This window comes from Agrobacterium sp. B1(2019) (assembly GCF_008274755.1).
Lineage (GTDB): Bacteria > Pseudomonadota > Alphaproteobacteria > Rhizobiales > Rhizobiaceae > Agrobacterium > Agrobacterium salinitolerans.
In genome coordinates, this window is record NZ_VTPB01000002.1 from 142,020 (window position 1) to 164,810 (window position 22,791).

Consider the following 22,791-nt stretch of genomic DNA (forward strand, 5'->3'; position numbering starts at 1 on the left):
ATTAGCGCCTCTGGAATTCAGGGGAAAGGAAAGCGATGGTCAGTCCTTGCGGCTTTGTTTCCGCGCGCTGAACGGCCTTCGCCGTCTCACGCGTGAGAAGCGGTCCGAACCGGTCGGCAACGAAATCGCGGGGGTCGATGCCGCCGGCAACCTGATGGGCAAAGAGGCTCGCAGCATCGATCCGCGTCGCCAGACCCTCGGATGAACCCCAATTATCGGTCAAGTCGGAAAACCCGTTCGGCCCGGATGGATCCCAGAAGGGTTGCCCAAGCGCCTTCAATACCGAAACGATCTGCGCGGGTTTCGGCTTGACATCGCTGCTGCGAAGTATGGCGGTGACGAAATCGAGCGGTGGCCTGAGCTTCGTTAAAGCCGGATCCCAGGCCTCCTCCGACTCCAGCATGGCCAGATAGGTGGCGGCGAGATCACCATGGGATTTTGTGTAGGCCGCGGCGATTTTCTTCACCAGCGGCACAGGCGGCTTGTCGCTGACGAAGTGCCTCGCCAGTTTGAAGGCAAGGTGACGGGCGGTGGATGGGTGACGGGCGAGATCGCGTAGTGCCCGCCTGCCCTGCTCCACGCCTGCATCGGCATAAGTAATACCCATCACCGCATGATCACCAGGCTCGTGGTTGTTGGCATTGAAGCTGAAGCGCCCAACCGGCCCCGGCTTGTTCTCATCACGATAAACGGTCCACCCGGTGATAACGCGGGCAAGCTCCGTCACGTCAGCCTGATTGTAACCGCCATCAACACCCAGCGTGTGAAGTTCCATGATCTCACGAGCGAGATTTTCGTTCAGGCCACGCTTGCCGTTTTTGTTGGCTGGTGAGTTGGGACCGATCGATTGCTGGTTGTCGAGAAAGAACAGCATTGCCGGATGGGTTTCCACGGCAAGCAGCATGTCCTCGAAATTTCCGAATATGTGCGGACGTATGGCTTCGCGCTCGAAGGCGCCGGCGAGCATATGCACATCGCCACCCTTGCCGATCGCGACGGAAAAGTGGTTTGCCCAGAACATCGCGAGACGCTCGCCAAAACCGATCAGCGGCTGGCGGATGGTACCATTAAACCGCGCATCGACCTCCGCCAGCAATATCTGTTGCGGAAGATAGGGTCTCTTATTGGCCGCGTTGGCCGGCTTGTCCTTGGGTATGTCTGGCGCGGCTGCCATACCGCCCATGCCCGTCCTGTTATCCGGACCCGCCATCGCCTTGTCCACGGAAACGGCCATCACCACCGCTTCTTCCCGTTCGGCCTTCACCTGCTTGTTGAAGGCGATGAGCGAGACCATGAGATCGGCGCTCGAGTGCAACTGAGGGCCAAAAGGAATTGGGACGGCGTGCTCGGTCACTTCCGACCGCAAAAGATCGCGCGGATCTTCCGCGATTGCCCGCAGGTCTCCCTGCCGGGCACCCAGGCCGAAGCGCCAGAGGCACAGCGCTGCATCCATTTCGCCGGAATTTGACGTCTTATTTGGCGTCGTATTTGACATGGCCGATACGAACTCCGTTTCGCTATCAACCCTTTAACGGTGTGGATATCGAAAATCCGTCACTGCTCAATTGTGATCATTTCGTGGCAGGCTTCGGCGCCTCGCGCGAAAGCAGCCCCTCGGCAAGACGCCGTCTTGCATCGAGCGAAAGCGTGCGGGCAAATTCCACGGCCTGAAGCTCGACCGCCGCACGCACCGCATATTCCGCCTTGCGGGCGCGTTCCAGCGCGTCGGAGAGCGCGTTCGTGTCGAGCGTATCGGCACCCATCAGCGAAGCAGCCTCGATGCGGGCCTGCCGCGCCTCGGCCGAGGTTTCGCGCATGGGTTTGCGTGCGTCGCTGAGCACCCGCCGAAACGCCTGTCGCTCCGCCTGTGGCAGTTGCTCGCCGGCGAGCGGCATGCGGGAAGCGGAGGCTGAGGTATCTTTGCTCAGATAAACGAAACCGGCACCGGCAAGGGCGCAGACGAAGAACGTATTGACGACGAGCAGTACAGCGACAATCCAGCGGAAATTCTGATCGGTCATTTCGCGTCCTCAGCCAACTCGTTTTCACTTTGCAGATTTCCGAATGCCGTCAGATTGTCACCGAACGAGAAGGACGGCGGCGGTGTGAGATTAATGACCGCGACAGCGCCCGTCAGGGCACCCGCAAGGCTGATGCCGACCATGCCGGCGCCTAGTCCGAAACGGACGAACCGGCGGCGGCGTGAAAGCCAGAATGTGCCTTCTGCGAGAATTCGCCCCTGAAGGGCGGTGGAGGGCACGGCCTTGGGCCGGAAAGCAGCCAAGGCGCGGTCCAGCTGCGCCGCGTCGCTTAACAGACGCCGGCCCTCCGCTGTTTCAGAGTAAAGCTCGGCTTTCGCGCGACAATCCTCGGGCCAGCGCTTCGGATCGGCGCCATATGCCGAAACGAGGACGGAAAATGCCTGCCCGTCCATGCCGTCTTCCATCGACCCGCTCATGTCTCATCCTCGTTCAAGATTTTCTGCAACGCTCTGCGCCCGCGTGCGAGAAGGCTTTCCAATGCGTCGACACTGACATGCATGATATCGGCGGCCTCCCGGTTCGACATCTCCTGATAATAGACCAGAATGATCGCCTCCCGTTGCCGCTCGGGAATAAGCGAGAGCGCCCGCCCGACAGCCTCGCCCTCGTCGATATCAGCGCCGCCGGTCTCCGGTGACTGGCGCGCATCGGCAATGTCGGACGGCTGGGCGACGGATATTTCACGTCGCTTCCTCAGCCGGTCATAACACAAGTTCAGCGCCACACGGTGTATCCAGGTATCGAACCGCGCACCGCCCTGCCGCCATGTTCCCGCCTGTTTCCATATCCGCAGAAAGGTCTCCTGCGCGACATCCTCCGCCTCGATCGACTCCCCAAGCATGCGGCTTGCCAGCGCCATGATCCTCGGCAGCTTTGCCTCAACCAGTGCCCGCATCGCCCGCACATCTCCGGCCGCGACATCCGCCACGAGCTTTGCATCGGGGTCACTCACCATGCTTCGGTCGAATCTCCGTTGCGGTCCCGCAAGGCCGGACAAGACATGTCGATAAATGACGTCTTACACGCCATTTTCGGCTTTAACGGGGAAAGACGCAAAAATCCGTCGCAGAACCCAGAGAATTTTCTCAGCACCGAGGGCAGGATATCATATCGTCATGTGGTCCGGCTGGAATGCCTCCAGCAAGCCGCGATAGGGCTTGGCGAGCGGCGTGGCATAAGCGCCGCGCTTGGCGGTGGACAACCCCATCGACACCAGCGATTCCGCCTGCTTGACGGCCGCCGCGACGCCATCGACAACCGGCACGCCGAACTCACCGCGGAGTTCGGCGGCAAGATCCGCCATGCCGGCGCAGCCGAGCACGATCGCCTCCGCCCTGTCCTCTTTCAGGGCCAGCGCGATTTCCGCGCGCAGCCTTTCACGGGCGTTCGAGGCGGGATCCTCCAGCGACAGGACAGGAATATCGGCGGCGCGCACATTGCAGCGGGCGGACATCCCATAACGATGGACGAGATGTTCCAGCGGCAGCCGCGAGCGCTCCATCGTCGTAACGATGGTGAATTTCTGCGCGATGAAGGCGGTAGCGGAGACCGCCGCCTCGCAGATGCCGATAACCGGAATATCGGCGAGCGCGCGGGCCGCATCGAGCCCGGTATCGTCGAAACAGGCGATGATCGCGGCGTCGGCTCCAAGCGTCGGCGCCTTTGCCAGCTCCAGCAAAAGGCCGGGCACGGCGAAAACCTCGTCGTAATAACCTTCGATGGAGACAGGCCCCATGGAGGAAGTGACGGCCAATATGTCCGTATCGCGGCCGGCTATACGCATCGCGGCGTCAGCAATGGTCGCGGTCATGGATTGCGTGGTGTTGGGATTGATGACGAGAATGCGCATTTGACGTTTCTTTATCCGCGTGAACGGCGGCGATTGAGCGTGACGATCAGGCCGAGCGTGGCCGCGATCACCAGGAAAGAAAACAGGGTTGTGACAGCACCGAGCGCGTAAAGCACCGGCGTTGTGACATTGGTGGTCATGCCGTAGATTTCCAGCGGCAGCGTGTTGTAAGTGCCTGACGTCATCAATGTGCGGGCGAACTCGTCATAAGAAAGCGTGAAGCCGAAAAGGCCGACGCCGATCAGGCTCGGCGCGATCATCGGCAGCACCACATGGGCGAAGGTCTGCCAGGAGGAAGCGCCGAGATCCCGGGCCGCTTCCTCATAGGACGGCGAAAACCGGTTGAAGACGGCCAGCATGATGAGAACGCCGAAGGGCAGCGTCCAGGTGAGATGCGCGCCGAAAGCTGATGTATACCATGAAGGTTCCAGCCCAAGCTGCTGGAATAGAACACCAATACCAAGCGATATGATGATCGACGGCACCACGAGGCTTGCGACCGACAGATAAAATAGCGGCGTCGCGCCGATGAATTTGCGCCGGAAGGCAAGGCCCGCCAGCAGCGAGACCAGCACGGTAACGGCCATGACCATCAGGCCAAGTGCGAATGAGCGTCGGAAGGAGCCGCCGAAATCTCCGACGGCCTGCTGTTCGAAGAGATTGCCGAACCAGTGCAGCGAAACGCCGTTCAGCGGGAAAGTCAGGCCTCCATTCGGCCCCTGAAAGGCGAGGATGAGGATGGCCGACAGCGGGCCGTAGAGAAACAGCACGAAGAGGACGAAAAAGAAGGCGAGGATGTAGAATTCCCGGCCGCGTTTTTCCTGATGCATGGGATCAAAGCTCCTTGCGGATATCGACGATGCGCAGGATGCCCGCGACCATCAGAAGAACGAGGATGAGCAGGATGACGGCATTGGCGGCAGCGGCCGGATATTGCAGCAGCGACATCTGGTTCTTCATCATCAGCGCCACCGAGGCGCTCTGTCCGCCGGACATGACCTGAACCGTGGAGAAATCCGCCATGACCAGGGTCACGACGAAGATGCTGCCGATGGCCATACCGGGTTTGGCAAGAGGAATTATGACGTTGGTGAGCGTCTGCCAGCCGGTCGCGCCCGCATCACGCGCCGCCTCGATCAGCGATTTATCGATACGCATCAGCGTGTTGAAAATCGGCGTGACCATGAACAGCGTATAAAGATGCACCATCGCCAGCACCACGGCGAAATCCGAATAAAGCAGCCATTCGATCGGCTCGGGAATGATGCCGGAACCCACCAATGCGCTGTTAACAAGACCGTTTCGCCCGAGAACGGGGATCCATGAAATCATGCGGATGATGTTCGAAGTCAGGAAGGGCACGGTGCAGACAAGGAACAACACCATCTGCATGGTGGTGGTGCGAATGTGGAACGCAAGGAAATACGCCACCCAGAAACCGCAGAAAAGCGTGATCGCCCAGACCATGGCGGCATATTTCAGGGTATTGAGATAGGTCTGCCAGGTGACCCAGGACCCTAACGTTTCGCTATAATTGAAGGTGACGAAATCGGGATACATCTGGGCGAAGTCGTAGTCCCAGAAGCTGACGATGGCGATCATCAGGATCGGTAGAGCCAGGAAAAAGCCGAGGATTAGCAAAAGTGGCAGGGCCTGAATATAGGACACAAGCTTCTGCGGCAGGGCAAAGCTGCGGGGCGGCTTGTCCTTTTTTTCACTGACGCCAATGAGTCTGACCGTCACCATTGTGAAGCCTTTCGCTGTATTTGCAGAAGTACCGGCGGCAAGGGCCGCCGGATAGCGTGTTGACAGGTCCTCCAAGCTCTCCACATCATCCTCGGGCTTGTCCCGAGGATGACGGAGAGAGGTTTCGGTGCCTTTGTCAGGCACCTGGCCGGCGGCCCTCGCCGCCGGCGTCGTCCTTGAAAAGCACTAAGCGGCGATAAACTCGTTCCAGCGGCGGACCATGTAGCGGTCTTCATCCATGACGGAGTTCCAGCACGCCACCTTGCCCATGCGCTCTTCGAAAGAGCCGCCGTCGCGAACGGCACCGGCCTTTTCCATGACCTTGCCGTCGGGCGCGATGATGTCGCCCTGCGCCGGCTTGCCTTCGACCCAGTAACCCCACTCGTCGGCGGTCATGTGCTCCTTGGCCGTATCCATGGCGGCGGAGTAATAACCCTGGCGGTTGAGATAAGCGCCGACCCAGCCGGAGGTGTACCAGTTGATATATTCATAGGCTGCGTCGAGCTTCGCGCCGGACAGGTGCTTGGCGAGACCCAGACCTCCGCCCCAAGAACGATAGCCCTCCTTCAGCGGCTGGTATTTGCAGGCGATACCCTTGGAGCGGACGGCGGCAACGGCCGGCGACCACATGGACTGGATGATGACTTCGCCCGAGGCCATGAGGTTGACGCTTTCGTCGAAGCTCTTCCAGAAGGCGCGGAACTGGCCGTCCTTCTTGGCCTTGATGAGGAAATCGATGGTCTTGTCGATCTCTTCCTTGGTCATGTTGCCCTTGTCGGCATATTTGATGTTGCCCATGGCTTCCATGATCATCGCCGCATCCATGATGCCGATGGAGGGGATGTTGAGAATGGAGGTCTTGCCCTTGAACTTCGGGTCCATGATATCGGCCCAGCTGGTGATATCGCGACCGACAAGATCGGGACGGATGCCGAGCGTATCGGCATTGTAGATGGTGGGAACCATCGTGAAATAATCGGTCTCGCCCTTCGCGAATGTCTTGTCGCCGGGCTTTTCGACGAAACCGACCGTGTGCGGCGCGGTACCCTGCGCGACCACGCTGTCCGGCTTCAGCTTGCCGTTTTTGAACAGCGGCACGATCTTGTCGTAATATTTCAGCTTCTTGATTTCCATCGGCTGAATGACGCCGGCCGGATAGACCTTCTTGAGGATCCAGTATTCGATATCGGCGATATCGTAGGAGTTCGGCTGGGTGACGGCGCGCTGGGCGGCGGCGTCGGAATCCGTCGCCGTCATTTCGAGCGTGATGCCGAGGTCTGCCTTGCACTTCTCGGCAATGGCATTAAGGTTGGAGACGCCAGTGCCGAACTGGCGGATAGTAATCGGGTTCTGCGCCCAGATGGTCGGGAAGCCGGTGATGAGGCCGGAGCCGATCGCCGCACCCGTGGCGGCCGCGCCCGCCTTCAGGAGGCCGCGGCGGGACAGGCCCTTCTTGCTGTTGGTGGTATCGGTCATTTCAAAGTTCTCCTCTGGTTATTTTTGGGGTCACTTCTCTACCCGGCCGAGCACGATGGCATCGGCCGCATTCCATGAAAGCGGTATGGCGTCGCCGGTCCTAACCGGATTTTCGAAGAAGGCGGCATCGCTGAGGATGACGTTGAAATCCTCGATGCCTGCGCCGGTCACGGCGATCTTCACGCTTGCGCCGCGATATTCGACATTCGAGACGATGCCGGTGAAACCGAGGCCCGGCTGTTGCGCCTCACCCATGCGCACGCGGTCGGTGCGCACGGCGATATCGACCGCGCCCTCATCCGAGGCGACGCCGCCTGCCGTGAAAGTACCGCCGCCCGCCACTTCGAGCGTGACGAGGTCTCCCGATTTTTCCCGGTAGCGCCCGGAAATGACGTTATGGTCGCCCATGAAGCGGGCGACGAAGGCGGTGGCCGGACGCTCGAACACCTCGCGCGGCGTGGCCGCCTGTTCGATGCGGCCGTCGTTCATGACGACGACGATATCGGCAAGCGCCATGGCCTCTTCCTGGCTGTGGGTGACATGTACGAAGGTGATGCCGAGCGAGGTCTGCAGCTTCTTCAGCTCGGCGCGCATGCGGATCTTGAGGAACGGGTCCAGCGCCGAAAGCGGCTCGTCCAGAAGCAGCGCCTCGGGATCGGTAATCAACGCACGCGCCAGCGCCACCCGCTGCTGCTGCCCGCCGGAAAGCTGGGCCGGACGGCGGCTGGCATAGGGTTCGAGCTGCATCAGCCGCAGCATATCGAGCGCCTTGGCCCGTCGGGTTTCCTTGTCCACACCCTTCATCTTGAGGCTGAAAGCGACATTGTCGACGAGATCGAGATGCGGAAACAGCGCGTAGGACTGGAACATCATGGCCGTACCGCGCCGGGCGGGCGGCAGATCGGTGACGACCGCATTGCCGAGCCTGATGTCACCGCTGGAGATGCTTTCGTGGCCGGCGATCATTCTGAGCGTCGAGGTCTTGCCGCAGCCCGACGGCCCAAGCAGGCAGCAATAGCTCCCTGCCGGTATTTTGAGGCTTATCGCATGCACGGCGGTGGTGTTGCCGTAAATCTTGGATACGGACGCGATGTCGATTGCTGCGGCTTTGCTCATAAACACTCTCCTGCGACGTCTTTGTCATGCAGGAGGCGTGCCAATCGGCTTAACCTTTGATGTAAAATGATATTCTTCTACGCTCCGGAAAGCTTTGCCCGGACTTGCCCAATTTTACGTCGATTGTTTTCGATTCATTGCAGAAATTGTATGCAATCCAAAAATCCGAAACGCCCCGCGCTTCACCCGGCCTTGAACCGGTCGAAAGCGGTGAGATATTTGACCGTGGGATCGGCATCCCAGCGGTAAATTTCGGTCCGCAGGAAATGCAGTTCCTCTTCGAGCTTTTCCTCCGGCAGTTCGACCCACCAGGATTTCGGCCGTCCATCGGAACCGTCGGACCAGCGATAGCCCCGCTTTTTCAGATGATCCTTCATGTCGAAAGGGCTGTTTTCCGCGTAGAGGCGCACCCTTGAGCGCAGGCTCGCCTCATGGAGTTCTGAAAACGGCGTTCTACTCTGGCCAGAGCGCGTCTGCTCCAGCACTTCCAGCAGGGCGAAACAATCGTCCACGGCACGATGGCCGTCATGGAAATAGCCGGATTGCCCGATCAGATAACCGAGTTTGTTGCCTTCGAAACCACGCGCGCGCCAGTCAATTTCCGAAACGGAGCAGGCCCATGCCTTGTCGCGGAAGATCGGCGAGAAGGCCTCGCAAAAGGGGCGGTCGAAACCGGCATTGTGGGCGATGATCAGATCGGCATGGGCAATGAGGGAGGTCAGCCGGCCCATGTCTATCGACTGCCCCGCCACCATCTCGTCGGTGATCCCGGTCAGGCGGGTGATTTCTTCGGGAATGGCGATACCAGGCTGCCGCAACCCGCCATAGATGCCGGTGACATCGCCGATTGTGCCGTTATCGTCGAATGTGAAGGTGATGACGCCGATTTCGATGATCTCGTCGGTCCGATGGTCGAGGCCCGTCGTTTCCGTATCGAGGATCACGCCCTGACGGGCGAATTCCGGCCTTGGCCGATCGATGACCGCGCGCGGCTGCAACCGGCGCAGGATACGATAATTACCGGTGGATTCAAGATAAGCGGCAAGGGCCTCATCGTCCGTAGCGGTCTTTTGGGTCGTTTCGCGACCACCCGCTTTTCGCCCTCTTTCAGCCTGCGGAAGCCGCGCTGCCGCGGGAGAGAAAAAATCCAACTGGGAGGTCATTATGCGCCTGTCCGCCTTGCCCGGAAATCAAGATTGAGTATTCCAACATATGCGCACGGGCTCACAGTAACAACAGCGGTCGCTCTCATCCACAGAAACGGCATATCTCACGGGGTACAGTTAAGGGTTGCGGCTTCAATTTACGATGGTAGAAAAAGCGCACCGTGCCCGTGTTCAGGAGAGAAGAAGAATGCCGCTTCCATCGCCTTCCAACCCGAAAACGCTCGCTGACCAAAGCCGTCTGAAACTGTTTCCGCTGCAAAGCGGGCCGCATTTCGCCAATGCAGGCCTTACCAACGGCGCGAGCGGCATCGTCTTTACGGGTTATACGCGCGATGCGAGCCTCGACAATGAAGCATTCTCCTGCTGCGGCAGTTACACCCTGCGCAATTCCGTCCACGCCGCGATTGCCGGCACGACAAGCGACAATTGCACCGTCTTTGCCCTGAAGAGCATCATCAACCAGCGCCCGTGCCTGGCGGTCGGGAAGTTCGACCCGGATGGCAAGCCACTGGCATTGTCGAAGTCGGAATTCGAAGAGGTCACCAAACCGCTGTTCCAGTTCGCGGACAAGGTTTCGCCGATCCTCAGCAGCGAGCCGGCGCCAGGCATTCAGATCCGTAGCGGCGACGCTTCCTATAATTATCAGGTGGACGCACGCAGTGGCCGTTTCCGCTTCACCTATAAGGACGCCATGAACGGCGGTCGTTTCGGACCTTCGGCCGACGGCAATTTTTCCCTGGAACATGACGGCCATCGCCTCGCCAGAATAAGCGCCGGCGCCAGCTATAGCAGTTCGGACAATTCGATTGCCGCCTCGGCCTATCGCGACATCGAATCCCGCGGTTTCGAAACGACGGTGCGCAGCGGCCAGGCTTCCGCCATGTTCGGAAGAACCTACACGGAAAACGCCATTACCCGCAAAATCGGCGTCGGTTACGGCGACACCTCGTTCCGGCGCGAGGATACGCCGGGAGGAACGATCAAGGAAACCCTGGGGCAAAAGCTGGACAAGGTCACGCTTGAAGTCTCCCGCACGCGTGACCGGGCGAAGGGCACAGAATACATGCTGACCATCAAGATGGAGCTTTGAGGCTTCGGCACGCGGAGCGGCCGCGACAGCAGTTCCTTAGGAGGCCCGCCTGTCGAGAAGGTTTTCGCAATTGGCCGGATTGCCGATGATCTCGCTCGTCCTGATGATGGAGCCGGCATCCGCGGTTATCTTGATGATGCAGTCGCGGCGATGTTCCTTGATCTTCATGCCCTCGGTTTCCGAGACCTGCGCCTGCCCGTCGACGATCTTGACTTCGCGCCTGTTGCTTAGGCCGGCATAGGTCTGCCTATCGACTTTCAGCCAGTAGGATTCGGTTTCGCCGTTTTCGATGATGACCTTGTTCGGGCGGCCGAGCCGAGCGATTGCGGCCTCGCGCGGTTGTCCCACGAAACCCGCGACAGTGCGAGAAATCTCCGTCTCGCCGGCACTGGTGCACGCCGCAACGACGACCAGCACGGCCGCCAGACATCCACTTTCAAGCCATCTCATTTCCAGATAATTCCCTACAAAACGTCACCTGCCGAGGCTTTCGGCCGGCACCCAGGGGCAAATCTAGGCGGGATCATTTTGCACCGAAAGATGGAACGGCCCCAAAGCCGATCAACTTGTTATGATCAGCCCCTTCGCGGGAAGCCGATTTACCTGTCCCGCGCGCGCAGTTTTTACTTGTTGCGGAACACGGTGCAGGGAACGCCCGCCCGCCGGATATCGCCACAAAGCGCGTTGGCTTCAGCTCTGGTTTCCCGGCCGATGCGGGCGGCATAACGCGGCCGCGAACCGAAATTGCCGCCCCGCTGCCGCACGATCAAAGCCCGCTCGGCATTCAGCGGCTCCGAAAGCTGCAGGATCGCCCGGGTGAAAAGCCGGTTCGCCACGGCCGGATTATAATGCGCCGCAAGCTGCACGCCCCAGGGCGCCCAGTCGGCCGATGCAATGAGAACGGGATCTTTCATGGTGCGGGTGTCGGCGAGACGCACGCAGGCATCGAGAAAGGAACGGTTGTCATCCAGCGCCGGTGCAGCCTTTTCCGGCGGATTGTCCTTCCATGTCTCCACAGGATAACCGGTGATCGCGAACACATAATCGCGGGTTTCGGTGGGCAGGCGGCCGTTGGCGATGAAGTTCCGCAAGCCCGCCTCCCCCGCATTGTAAGCTGCGGCGGCAAGGCCGAAATTGCCGAACTGCACGTTCAATTCGGAGAGATATCGGGAAGATGCCTCAAGCGCGGCGATGATGTTGAAACTGTCTTCGAGACCGCGCAACCGCGCCGTTCCCGGCATGAACTGGGCAATGCCCTCCGCCCCCTTCGGGCTGACCGCGCTCGCCCGGAACAGGCTTTCTCGCCAGATCAGCCGGGCGAAATAATCCGGCGGAACGGCATGACGGACGGCGAGAACCTCAATGGCATGGCAAAGATCGTTATTGTAACTGTCGGCATTGATGCACAAATCCGGCGCGACATCATGGGTATAGGCGCAGGCGGTTTTTTCCTTGGCGGTCTCTTCGGCTTGCGCCGCCCCAAAGGCTGCGGTCAGCAGACACAGGGCAAGAGCCATGCGGCTTGTCGATATCCCTGGCAAGCGAAAGTCCCCGAAAATGCCAAACGCCGATTATCGGCCAATCGGGAGGATATGCCCAGCTTTCCGGCTTGTCATCAGGTATCGAACCCCGAATGGACTGGCGCCATAGGATGGGGCGAGGATGGCGGGCAGCCACTTTGAAGTCAGTAATGGAGCGTCAACATTCTCTCGACGTCATCATCGGCCCTATGCCACTGCCATCCGGTTTAAATTTCTCGAAGAAGGCAGCGTCGTCAAATGGGAAGGCAAGTCGAGCTAATGATGCCGAGCGAATGTTGGCCCTCCACGACTGACTTAAAAGGTGTTGTGGGCCATCCGGAATTTAAACCGGATGGCAGTGGCACCGGACCGATGATGAGAGAATATGGGCTCACCACCGGCTTCACAGGAACTGAGGCCTCGCTCTAAAAGTCCTGCCACTCCTCATGCTTGACGGCAACCGCAGCGGAACCGCGCGCTGCAAGCGGGCGGGATGCGCTGCGATGCGAGCTCGCCGGCGCAGACTGCTGCTCGAAGCCGCTGCGCGCAGAGGCGGAGGAGCGCGGAGTGTCATCGAACCGGAATTGCCCGAGAAGTTCGAACAGGGCCGCCGCTTCCCGTGCAAGGCTGTGGCTTGCGGCGGTCTGCTCCTCGACCATGGCGGCGTTCTGCTGGGTGCCCTGATCCACAGTGTTGACCGCCTGATTGATTTCCGCAAGCGCCGTGGACTGTTCGCGCGCGGCATCGACAATCGCGACGACATTGGTATTGATGTCACGCACCTGCTCGGCGATCTCCTGCAGGGCCGAGCCGGCCCTGGTGACAAGGCCGACACCGTTTTCCACCTGCGCGCCGGAGGCATTAATCAGGCTCTTGATTTCCTTGGCAGCCGTTGCCGAACGCTGCGCGAGTTCGCGAACCTCCTGGGCAACCACGGCAAAACCCTTGCCCGCCTCACCGGCACGGGCGGCTTCAACGCCTGCATTCAATGCCAGAAGATTGGTCTGGAAGGCGATTTCGTCGATCACGCCGATAATGTTGGAAATCTCTCGCGATGATTTTTCGATCTGGTCCATGGCGCCGATCGCATCGCGCACCACCTGGCCCGAATGTTCCGCGTGGTCACGGGCGCGGGCAACGATCTTGCCAGCCTCTTCGGCGCGGCGGCTGGAGTCGTTGACGGCGGTGGTGATTTCCTCCAGTGCAGCTGCCGTTTCTTCGATGGAGGCGGCCTGCTGCTCCGTGCGTCTGGCGAGATCATCGGCAGCGGACCTGATCTCGTTGGAACCGGAAGAAATGGCGCCTGCATTTTCAGACACCAGCGTCATGGCCCTTTTCAGCTTTTCCGAAGCCGCGTTGAAATCCGTGCGCAATCTTTCAAGCGAGGGGATGAAGGGCTTGTCGATGTTCTGGGCAAGATCGCCCTCGGCCAGATCGGTGAGGCACTGCGCCAGCTTTTCGACATTCTCGACGCGGCCGGTCACGTCAGTCGCGAATTTGACGACCTTGAACACCTTGCCGTTGAGATCGAAGATCGGGTTATAGGACGCCTGAATGAAGACCTTGCGGCCGCCCTTGCCAAGCCGCATGAACTCGTCCGCCACGAGATCGCCGCCGGCCAGCCTTTCCCAGAACTGCTTATATTGCGGCGACTGCGTATAGGCCGGTTCGCAGAACATGGAATGGTGCCTGCCCTGCACCTCCGCCAGCGAATAACCGAGCGCGGCCAGAAAATTCTCGTTTGCGGTCAAAACCTCGCCGTTCGGGGAGAATTCAATGATGGCTTGAGCCCGAGACAGGGCGTCGATCTTTCCCGCGTCTTCCGCCGCCTTCAGTTTGCGGTCGGTAATATCGGTGGCGATCTTGACCACTTTCACCGGCTTGCCGCGACGAAACACCGGATTGTAGGACGCCTCGATCCAGACTTCCCGGCCGCCCTTGCCGATGCGCTTATATTGCCGCTGATCGAACTGGCCGGCCGAAAGCTTGGACCAGAAGGCCCTGTAATCCTCAGAAGACACGACCGCAGGTTCCACGAACATGCTGTGGTGCCTGCCGAGGATTTCCGAAAGCTCGTAACCGAGCGCCCGACAGAAATTCTCGTTGGCGTTGAGAATTTTTCCCGAAAGGTCGAATTCAATGATGGCTTGGGATTTGGAAAGCGCGGCAAGAACCGCAAAGGCATTGGCACCACGATCAAGAATACTCACGCGCAGTCCTCCGTTAGAAAGGGATGATTTCTATTCAAAATCATTAGTGATTATTATGATTGCATTCTTAAATAATATTTAAGGATAAAGTTGATGTTCGTCATCTGCGGTTGCGGAAACCGTGGCAGAGTGGTGTCTGTAGATGTTCCCTTGCCGCCGTTCTTTTCTTGGAACGTTCAAGACTTGGCCGCATTCTATGCCGAATGGGAAAGCGGCAATTGCCGGCGCGTTTACGTGCCGGCACGAGGGCGATTTCAACTTGGGAGGAACACACAGATGGAAAAGAACACGATCTGTATCTGGTACGACAAGGATGCCGAGGCCGCGGCCAGATTTTACGCCGAAACCTTTCCGGATAGCGCGGTAACCGGTGTTCACCATGCGCCGAGCGACTATCCCTCCGGTAAGAAGGGAGACGTGCTGACGGTGCAGTTCACCGTTGCAGGCATCCCCTGCATCGGCCTCAATGGCGGACCGGTCTTCAAGCAGAGCGAGGCTTTCTCCTTCCAGATATCGACCGAAGACCAGGAAGAAACCGACCGTTACTGGAACGCCATCGTCGGCAATGGCGGTGAGGAAAGCGCCTGCGGCTGGTGCAAGGATAGATGGGGCGTTTCCTGGCAGATCACGCCGCGCGTGCTGATGGAGGCCATGGCCGCCGGCGGCCCGGAGGCCAAACGCGCCTTCGACGCGATGATGGACATGAAGAAAATCGACGTCGCCACCATCGAGGCTGCACGTCGTGGTTGATTGGAAAAAGCTGTTCAGCAAGAAGTGGCAACGCAATCCGGAAACAGTAAGCGCTTGATAAACAAGGTTACATTCCGATTTTCCGCATTTGTCGCACTTTTTTCGCCGCGCAGAATACGCTGCGCGGCCAGTCATCATAAAACGTTCAACAAAATGTAAGCGATCCGTTAAATACGACTGTTAGCAGAGCCCGTGGCTACGTGCCGGGGACATGAGGTCCTTGCCGAGCAGGCCATCATTCCATCAACGGGGCTAACTCATGAAATCTTCCGTTCTGACTTCCTTCGTGGCCGGCGTCGCCATCACCGCCGCCTTCGGCGCCACGGCCGCCCAGGCAGAAAAGACCAAATTCGAATTCTGGTACGGTCTTTCCGGCGATCTCGGCGACCGCGTGCAGGAAACCTGCAAGAAGTTCAACGAATCCCAGACCGAATTCGAGATCGTCTGCACTTCGCAGAATGATTACGAATCCACCCTGCAGAACACCATTGCCGCGTATCGCGCCAAGAAGCAGCCCGCCATCACCCAGATTTATGACGCCGGCACGCTGGACATGATGCTGTCCAAGGCTTTCGTTCCCGCCAAGAAGCTGATGGCTGACAATGGTTACAAGATCGACTGGGACAATTATTTCCCCGGCATCGCCAATTATTACGCCACGGCCGCAGGCGAGCTGAATTCCTTCCCCTACAATTCTTCGACCGCGATGTTTTATTACAACCTCGACGCTTTCGAAAAAGCCGGCGTCACTTTCAAGCCCGACACCTGGGAACAGGTCGAAGAAGCTTCGAAAAAGCTGAAAGCCGCCGGCTTCGAATGCCCGCTCGCTTTCAACTTCGACACATGGATGCTGATGGAGCAGTTCTCCGCCATCCACAACCAGCCGATCGCCACCAGGGCGAATGGTTATCAGGGCCTCGACGCGGAACTTGCGATCAACAAGACCAAGTTCGTCGACCACGTGAAATTCTTCAAGAAGATGCAGGACGAGAAGCTGTTCGTCGTCAAGACCAAGCAGCTCGGCATGGATATCCTGCCGGCCTTCACCTCCCAGACCTGCCAGATGTTCATGACCTCCATCGCCAACCACGGCACCGTTGGCAAATCCATGCCGGAAGGCGTGAAGTGGGACGTCGCCATGCTGCCGATCTGGAAGGGCACGGAGCGTCACAACTCGCTGGTGGGCGGCGCTTCGCTATGGGTCATGGCCGGTCGTCCGGACGCCGAATACAAGGGTGCGGCCGCATTCCTGAACTTCATCGCCCAGCCTGATATGGTTGAATGGTGGTCGACGGTCACCGGTTACATTCCGGTCACCAAGACCGGCTTCGACGCCATGAAGGCCAACGGTTTTTACGACAAGGCTCCCTATAAGGGCCGCGAAAAGGCCATCGAAAGCCTGACGTTCACGCCGCCGTCCGACTATACCCGCGGCATCCGCCTCGGCGGTTTCACGCAGATCCGCAAGGAAGTCGCCACCTCGCTCGAAGCCATCTTCATGCAGAACGCGGATATCCAGGCTGAACTCGACAAGGCCGTCGAGCGCGCCAATACCGGCCTGCGCCGCTTCGAAAAGACCTATGAAGGCGCCAAGCTGAACTAAGCCCGCTTTCATCGCCGTCAAAGGCCTGTCCGGACATGGTTCGGGCAGGCCCGCCGAATTCTCGAACCCTGCCGGTTTCCAATGGAAAAGCGTACCGTCTTCAAAAGCACATGGCTGCCTGTGCTCTTCGCCCTGCCGCAGTTCCTGCTCATCCTCTTGTTCTTCTATTGGCCGGTTGCGGCGGTGCTGAACTGGGCATTCACCCTGGAGCCGCCTTTCGGCGGCCAGGCGGAGTTCGTCGGTTTAGCCAATTTCATCGAAACCTTCGGCGATCCGCTTTATTGGCAATCGATCCTCACCAGCCTGATATTTGCGGTGGCCGGGCCTTTTTTCGCGATCCTCATCGGCCTTGTGCTTGCCCTTGCGGTCGATCGCCAGCTTCCCGGCTCCGGCTTTTTCCGGGTGCTTTATATCCTGCCCTACGCGATTGCCGGTCCCGCCGCCGGCATGGCCTTCCGCTTCATCCTGTCGCCGGAACGCGGCATCGCCGCATCGCTGAATTCCTGGTGGCCCGATATCTGGAACCCTGCAAAATACGGCGAGCACGCGCTCATCCTTGTCATCGTCATCTTCATCTGGAAATGGGCGGGCTACACCTTCATCTTCCTGTTCGCCGGCCTGCAATCCGTGCCGCGTTCGCTGACGGAGGCCGCCGCCATGGACGGCTCCGGGCCCGTTCGCCGCGCCATCGACATTCAGGTGCCGCTGCTGGCCCCGACCCTGTTCTTTCTCACCGTCATCATGATGACCGAAGGTTTCGTTGGCGCCGATACGTTCGGCATCGTCGCCTCCACCACGGAGGGCGGCCCCAACCACGCCACCGAAGTGATGGTCTACCGCATCGTCAGCGAGGCCTTCGAGGGACTGAACTATTCCGGCGCCTCGGCGCAGAGCCTCGTCCTCATCGGCCTCATCATGGTCTTCACCTTCATCCAGTTCCGCTTCGTCGAGCGGCAAGTCCATTACAAGTGAGGCGGCGATGATCCAGCGCACACCCTATGCCGACGCCCTGACCTATGCGATCATGGTGGCCGGTTTTTTCCTGCTCATCGGCCCCTTCATCGTCGTCATTTCCGGCGCCAGCCAGTCGGTCCAGCAGGTCAACAGCGTCCCCTTCAACTTCATGCCGCAGGGCGAATTCTTCACAAATGCACAGGCGGCATGGCAACGCGCCAATCTCGGCAATGCCCTCCTCAACAGCATGATCATGGCGACGCTGGTGACCATCGGCAAGGTGGCCCTTTCGGCCTTCACCGCCTTTGCCATCGTATTCTTCCGCTCGCCGCTCAGGCATCTGTTCTTCTGGACGGTGTTCATCACCCTTATGCTGCCGCTCGAAGTGCGCGTGGTGCCAACCTATTCGGTCGCCGCCGATGTTTTCCAGCCGTTCCGCTCGATCCTCGGCCTGTTCGGCATCGAGATCACCCTCGAATGGAACCTGCTGAACTCCTACGCCGGCCTCACCCTTCCGCTGATCGCAACCGCCACCGGCACCTTTCTTTACCGGCAGTTCTTCATGACGATCCCGGACGAACTGGCGGAAGCCGCGCGCATGGACGGTTCGGGTGCGGCACGTTTCTTTGTGGATATGCTGCTGCCACTGTCGCGCACCAACATGCTGGCGCTCACCACCATCATGTTCGTTTATGCCTGGAACCAGTATCTGTGGCCGCTGCTGATGATCACCGACCCGTCCTACAAGACGGTGATGATGTCGCTGCGCGCGCTTCTGCCCGCCGATGACGGCACGCCGGACTGGAACGTCACGCTGGCCGGTTCCCTCATCATCATCCTGCCGCCGCTCCTCGTCGTGGCCTTCCTGCAACGCTGGTTCGTCCGCGGTCTCGTCTCGTCCGACAAGTGACAGCGCGGCTTTCAAAAAAGGTTTTATAATCATGGCTCAGATCGATATCCGTCAGGTCCGCAAATCCTATGGCAAGACGCCTACCCTGCACGGCGTGGACCTCTATTTCGGTTCCGGCGAATTCGTCGTCATCCTCGGCCCCTCGGGCTGCGGCAAATCCACGCTTCTGCGCATGATCGCCGGTCTGGAGGATATCACCTCCGGCGAGATCGCCATTGGCGGGCGTGTGGTCAACATGCTGGAACCGCGTGAGCGCGGGTGCGCCATGGTGTTTCAGAACTACGCGCTTTATCCGCATATGTCAGTTGCCGGTAATATCGGTTATGCGCTGAAAGTCGCCGGCGTTGCAAAAGCCGAACGCCAGCGCCGCATTGAGGAGACAGCAAAGATCGTCGGCCTTTCCGATTATCTGGAGCGCAAGCCGGCAGCCCTTTCCGGCGGCCAGCGCCAGCGCGTCGCCATGGCCCGCGCCATCATCCGCGAACCTGCGGTGTTTCTGTTCGACGAGCCGCTCTCCAACCTCGACGCCAAGCTGCGCGTGACCATGCGCGCGGAAATCCGCAAGCTGCACCAGCGCCTCTCCGCCACCTCCATCTTCGTCACTCACGATCAGGTGGAGGCCATGACGCTGGCCGACCGGCTGGTCGTGATGAACAAGGGCAATGTCGAGCAGGTCGGCCATCCGCTGGATATTTATCACCGCCCGGCCAGCACCTTTGTGGCGTCCTTCATCGGCTCGCCGGCCATGAACCTGTTCAGCACAAGGGTGGAGGTGGAGTCCCCCGCCGTGATGCTGAATGGCGCGCCGGTGAAACTATTCCCCGAAATCGCGCTGGAACTGCGCGGTCGCGACGTGACGGTCGGCATCCGCCCGGAGCAGTGCGTGGTCAGCACGGATGGCGCCGGCGTACCGGCGGTTGTTGATTTCGTCGAAGAATTGGGCTCGGGCCGCATCGTGCATGCCGATATCGCAGGCGAGACCTTTTCCGCCGCCATCGGTGAGGACCTTTCCGTAAAACCCGGCCAGCGCATCCATCTCGATCTTCCACCCGCCCATCTCCATTTTTTCGATCCGGCCACCGGCAAACGGATCGACGCGGAAGGTATGGCGGAGACACCCCAAAGCATAAACGAGAAGCTGCTCGCGGTTTGACCCTTCTGCGAGACATGTCCGGCACGGTTTGGAATATTCTCTCTCCGCGCCGGACCCGCAATTAAGATCAAGCCTGTTTGGCAGGCGCGTCGCATCATGCGACGGGTCCGGCCGTCACCCTTTCACGCCTGACGAAATCATGATCGCTTCCGTTACGCGCCGCTGGAAGATGACATAGGCGATGATGACCGGCAGCGCCGCCAGCATGGCTATGGCCATCAGCCGCGCATAGGCGACACCGAAAGTGTCGTTGACCTGGGTGATGCCAACAGGGATGGTCATCATGTTTTCCGAGGTGACGACGAGGAAGGGCCAGAAGAAGGCGTTCCACACTGTGATAAACGTCACAATCGCCATAGCGGTGGTGATGCCCCAATTAAGCGGCAGATAGACCTTAAAAAGAATGGTATATTCGCCGCCGCCATCCAGAACCACCGCCTCGCGCATCTCCTTCGGCACACTATCGAAGAACTGCTTGTAGACAATGATGACGATGGGCGTGATGAGCTGCGGCAGGATGATGCCCGCCCAGGTGTTGATAAGGTTAAGGTTCTTCATCAGGATGAATTGCGTGACGACCAGCGTCTGCGCCGGCACCATGAAACTGGCGAGCACGATGCCATAAAGCAGCCGCCGGCCCGGAAAACGTATCTGCGACAGGGCATAAGCACATAACATCGAGATCAGCAGCACCGACACAGTGACGATGGCCGCCGTGCCAACGGAGTTGATATACCAGTTCATCAATTTCGTGTTGAAGATGGCGCTGACATAGGCGCTCAGCCGGAATTCATCGGGGATCAATGATGTGTTGCCGGCAACATTCTCATCCGAACGGATGGACGTCACGAACGTCCAGTAGAGCGGGAAAATCCAGACCAGTGCGGCCGAAAAGGTCAGCACGGTCAGGATAATGTTTTCTAGTCTTCTTGTGAGGCTCATGAGTTCCTCCGGATGCGCAGCAGCTGGAACTGAAGAATGGAAACGATCATGATCAGCAGGAACAGCACGGTAGCGACAGCGGAGGCGTAACCGCCATTGTTGAGCTGGAAGGCTTCACGATAGACCTTGAGAAGCAGCACGAAGCTGGAATTGAAGGGTCCGCCGCCGCTGAGCAGATAAATCTGGTCGAATATCTTCAGTTGCAGGATCAGTTGCAGAGTGAGCACGAGAGCTGTCACCGGCCATAACAACGGCCAGGTGACGCGCCAGAAGCGTTGCCACGTCGTTGCACCGTCCAGCGAGGCAGCCTCATAAAGCTCGGCCGGAATATTGCGAAGGCCCGCGATGAACAGCAACACGTTGAAGCCATTCGTCCACCAGATGGTGACGACGGCGACCATCGGCATCACCCAATATGGGTTCTTGAATACCGCGACCGGCTTTCCGGCAATCAGCGAAATCACCGGTTGGAGAATACCGAACTGCAGATCGAGCATCCATGCCCAGATTTCAGTGACGACAGACACCGGCAGCACATAGGGCAGGAAGAACAGGCTCATTGCGATCGTCTGCTTGACACCCGACAGGCGGCTGACGGCAAGAGCGATCATCAGGGCGATGACTGTTGTCGGCACGACAGTCAGAAGCACGAAATAGCCGTTATTCTTGAGGGAGGTGACGAAAAGCTTGTCACTCAGCAACTTGGTGTAGTTGGCCAGCCCTACCCAGTCACCGTCGCCAATCAGCGGCGCATTGGTAAAACTGATGCGCACCATCTCGATCAAAGGATAAAGGAAGAAGGTGACGAAGACCACGATGAACGGCGTCACCATCGACAGCGCGATCAGCGATTTCTTGCGCCGGTTTTCAATCATAGCCATGGGATATCTCCGGGACCTCACGCATTGCAGGCGCCCTCCGGCCATGGACCGGAGGGCTGGTTTCCTGTCATTTCAGCTTGCTTTGCAGCTCTTCCTTGATCTGTGCCACCGCATCCGTGCCACTCATAAAGCCCTGAATGGCCGGCGCGATGACGTTGAGCGCCGCATCATAGGCGGGTGAGGCAACGCCGGTGATCGTCGTTTTCGGATCGAACACCGCCGCTTCCGCCAACGACGCATAGGTCGCATTCGGCTGCATCGCCTTGTAGTCGCTGCCTTCGGTGATCGATTTATAGGCCGGGATATGGCCGGCATCGGCCCAGCTGATGGCGTGTTTTTCCATCCAGCCGATCACTTTCATGACGGCTGCGCGCTTCTCACCCGAAACGGTCTTGTCGCCCTGGTTGGGGATGGCAAAGGCATGTGAATCCGCCCAGGTAGCGCGTTTGCCCATGAAGGGTGGAACCTCGACCGCGCTCCACTTGAAGCCCAGCTTGTTGTTTTTCTCCAGATCCTTGTAGGTCGGCACTTCCCAGACGCCGTTCAGCTGGAAGGCGGATTTCCCGGCAGAGAAAAGCGCGACGGAGGCAGGATATTCCGCCTGCTCGGGCGCCCAGCCGTTTTCACGCCATTTCGACATGGTGTCGATTGCCTTGGCGGCCTTTTCGGCATTGTCGCCGGCCAGAACCTCGCCATTGGTGACGAGTTCGCCGCCCTGTTGCGAGAACAACGTGTAGAAGACACGCCAGACCCCGGCTTCCCCGCCGGACTGGTAGGTTACCGGCGTCTCGACGCCATTCTCCTTCGCCCAGGCCAACGCCCTCTCAAAGTCATCCATCGTCTTGATGCCGGTGAGCTTGCCCTCGGCATCGATATAGGGCGAGCCTTTGAGAAGATCGGCATTGTAGTAAAGAATAAGCGCGTGAATATCGAAAGGCACGGCATAAAGCTTGCCGTCATGGGTCGCCGCCTCAAGCGGGGCGCTGAAGAAATCGTCTTTCTTCAGGCCAGCATCTTCAAGGTCCTTGTCGGTGATTTCGCTCAGCACCTTTTCCTGCAGCGCCAGGGGCGCGCGGGACAGGTGATAGGTCATGACGTCAGGGCCCTCGCCGACGGCTGAGGCGGTCCGCACCTTGGTATAAAAGGGCACGCCCCACTCCAGTGTCGTTCCCTTGACCTGAATATCCGGGTGCTCCTTGTTGAAAGCATCGATCAACGCCTTCATGCGCACGCCGTCGCCGCCGGACAGAAAGTCCCACCAGACGATATCCTGTTTGGCCAGCGCCGGCAGGGCAGTCAAACCCAGAACCGTGCCAACAAGCAATGTCTTGATCAGTCGCATCGTTCACTCCTCCCGTTTATGTGGAAATACCCCTTGAAGAG

The 22,791-nt window shown here is 59.2% G+C and carries 22 protein-coding genes; 6 read left to right on the forward strand and 16 right to left on the reverse strand.

Annotated features, from left to right (window positions below):
* Position 1 precedes the first annotated feature (1 nt).
* The 10 genes from AGR1_RS15520 to AGR1_RS15565 form a co-directional block, all read right to left on the reverse strand.
* Positions 2-1,495, reverse strand: coding sequence for a DUF1800 family protein (locus tag AGR1_RS15520; RefSeq protein WP_149147469.1), 1,494 nt, complete (start codon positions 1,493-1,495; stop codon positions 2-4).
* Positions 1,496-1,571: 76 nt separating this feature from the next.
* A complete protein-coding gene (locus tag AGR1_RS15525) occupies positions 1,572-2,021 on the reverse strand; it encodes a periplasmic heavy metal sensor (protein WP_149147470.1) in 450 nt (149 codons plus the stop codon).
* Positions 2,018-2,458: a hypothetical protein gene (locus AGR1_RS15530; protein WP_149147471.1), complete on the reverse strand. Its 441-nt coding sequence runs from the start codon at positions 2,456-2,458 to the stop codon at positions 2,018-2,020. Before AGR1_RS15530 ends, AGR1_RS15525 begins: the two co-directional genes overlap by 4 nt.
* A complete protein-coding gene (locus AGR1_RS15535; protein WP_080796276.1) occupies positions 2,455-2,997 on the reverse strand; it encodes an RNA polymerase sigma factor in 543 nt (180 codons plus the stop codon). Before AGR1_RS15535 ends, AGR1_RS15530 begins: the two co-directional genes overlap by 4 nt.
* Before the next feature lie 150 nt (positions 2,998-3,147).
* Entirely contained in the window at positions 3,148-3,891 is a 744-nt protein-coding gene (locus AGR1_RS15540) for an aspartate/glutamate racemase family protein (RefSeq protein ID WP_149147472.1), read from the reverse strand.
* Between the two features lie 11 nt (positions 3,892-3,902).
* Positions 3,903-4,721 (reverse strand): ABC transporter permease, encoded by an 819-nt coding sequence (locus tag AGR1_RS15545; RefSeq protein WP_142913935.1) that lies wholly within the window; start codon positions 4,719-4,721, stop codon positions 3,903-3,905.
* A 4-nt stretch (positions 4,722-4,725) separates the two neighbouring features.
* The gene (locus tag AGR1_RS15550) at positions 4,726-5,637 is read right to left on the reverse strand and encodes an ABC transporter permease (RefSeq protein ID WP_149147473.1); all 912 of its coding nucleotides are present in this window, start codon (positions 5,635-5,637) and stop codon (positions 4,726-4,728) included.
* A 186-nt stretch (positions 5,638-5,823) separates the two neighbouring features.
* Positions 5,824-7,113 carry a PotD/PotF family extracellular solute-binding protein gene (locus AGR1_RS15555; RefSeq protein WP_149147474.1) on the reverse strand — a complete coding sequence of 430 codons (1,290 nt, stop codon included), beginning with the start codon at positions 7,111-7,113 and terminating at the stop codon, positions 5,824-5,826.
* Between the two features lie 30 nt (positions 7,114-7,143).
* Positions 7,144-8,229 (reverse strand): ABC transporter ATP-binding protein, encoded by a 1,086-nt coding sequence (locus AGR1_RS15560; protein ID WP_149147475.1) that lies wholly within the window; start codon positions 8,227-8,229, stop codon positions 7,144-7,146.
* A 182-nt stretch (positions 8,230-8,411) separates the two neighbouring features.
* A complete protein-coding gene (locus AGR1_RS15565) occupies positions 8,412-9,392 on the reverse strand; it encodes a 3'-5' exonuclease (RefSeq protein ID WP_149147476.1) in 981 nt (326 codons plus the stop codon).
* A 190-nt stretch (positions 9,393-9,582) separates the two neighbouring features.
* Between AGR1_RS15565 and AGR1_RS15570 the strand changes: the two genes are divergently transcribed.
* The gene (locus tag AGR1_RS15570; protein WP_149147477.1) at positions 9,583-10,485 is read left to right on the forward strand and encodes a hypothetical protein; all 903 of its coding nucleotides are present in this window, start codon (positions 9,583-9,585) and stop codon (positions 10,483-10,485) included.
* 36 nt (positions 10,486-10,521) lie between these two features.
* Here the strand turns inward: AGR1_RS15570 and AGR1_RS15575 are convergent, their stop codons facing one another.
* From AGR1_RS15575 to AGR1_RS15585, 3 genes are all read right to left on the reverse strand, one after another.
* A complete protein-coding gene (locus AGR1_RS15575) occupies positions 10,522-10,935 on the reverse strand; it encodes a hypothetical protein (protein ID WP_149147478.1) in 414 nt (137 codons plus the stop codon).
* Positions 10,936-11,108: 173 nt separating this feature from the next.
* Positions 11,109-12,002 (reverse strand): lytic transglycosylase domain-containing protein, encoded by an 894-nt coding sequence (locus AGR1_RS15580; protein ID WP_149147479.1) that lies wholly within the window; start codon positions 12,000-12,002, stop codon positions 11,109-11,111.
* Positions 12,003-12,430: 428 nt separating this feature from the next.
* Positions 12,431-14,215 carry a PAS domain-containing methyl-accepting chemotaxis protein gene (locus AGR1_RS15585; RefSeq protein WP_149147480.1) on the reverse strand — a complete coding sequence of 595 codons (1,785 nt, stop codon included), beginning with the start codon at positions 14,213-14,215 and terminating at the stop codon, positions 12,431-12,433.
* Positions 14,216-14,491: 276 nt separating this feature from the next.
* On the opposite strand from AGR1_RS15585, the gene AGR1_RS15590 reads away from it, so the two are divergent.
* From AGR1_RS15590 to AGR1_RS15610, 5 genes are all read left to right on the forward strand, one after another.
* Positions 14,492-14,965 (forward strand): VOC family protein, encoded by a 474-nt coding sequence (locus tag AGR1_RS15590; RefSeq protein WP_149147481.1) that lies wholly within the window; start codon positions 14,492-14,494, stop codon positions 14,963-14,965.
* 259 nt (positions 14,966-15,224) lie between these two features.
* Complete coding sequence (locus AGR1_RS15595; RefSeq protein WP_149147482.1) at positions 15,225-16,568, forward strand: extracellular solute-binding protein; 1,344 nt, start codon at positions 15,225-15,227, stop codon at positions 16,566-16,568.
* A gap of 81 nt (positions 16,569-16,649) precedes the next feature.
* A complete protein-coding gene (locus AGR1_RS15600; RefSeq protein WP_077984174.1) occupies positions 16,650-17,540 on the forward strand; it encodes a sugar ABC transporter permease in 891 nt (296 codons plus the stop codon).
* A 7-nt stretch (positions 17,541-17,547) separates the two neighbouring features.
* Complete coding sequence (locus AGR1_RS15605) at positions 17,548-18,432, forward strand: ABC transporter permease subunit (RefSeq protein ID WP_137412083.1); 885 nt, start codon at positions 17,548-17,550, stop codon at positions 18,430-18,432.
* Positions 18,433-18,463: 31 nt separating this feature from the next.
* Complete coding sequence (locus AGR1_RS15610) at positions 18,464-19,585, forward strand: sn-glycerol-3-phosphate import ATP-binding protein UgpC (RefSeq protein WP_149147483.1); 1,122 nt, start codon at positions 18,464-18,466, stop codon at positions 19,583-19,585.
* A 114-nt stretch (positions 19,586-19,699) separates the two neighbouring features.
* Here AGR1_RS15610 and AGR1_RS15615 read toward each other — a convergent pair whose 3' ends face one another.
* The 3 genes from AGR1_RS15615 to AGR1_RS15625 form a co-directional block, all read right to left on the reverse strand.
* Positions 19,700-20,527, reverse strand: a complete 828-nt coding sequence (locus AGR1_RS15615) for a carbohydrate ABC transporter permease (protein ID WP_063949887.1) — start codon at positions 20,525-20,527, stop codon at positions 19,700-19,702.
* A complete protein-coding gene (locus AGR1_RS15620) occupies positions 20,524-21,408 on the reverse strand; it encodes a sugar ABC transporter permease (protein WP_162520600.1) in 885 nt (294 codons plus the stop codon). The genes AGR1_RS15615 and AGR1_RS15620 overlap by 4 nt, the downstream gene beginning before the upstream one ends.
* Positions 21,409-21,475: 67 nt before the next feature.
* Complete coding sequence (locus AGR1_RS15625) at positions 21,476-22,750, reverse strand: extracellular solute-binding protein (protein WP_149147484.1); 1,275 nt, start codon at positions 22,748-22,750, stop codon at positions 21,476-21,478.
* Positions 22,751-22,791: the final 41 nt, after the last annotated feature.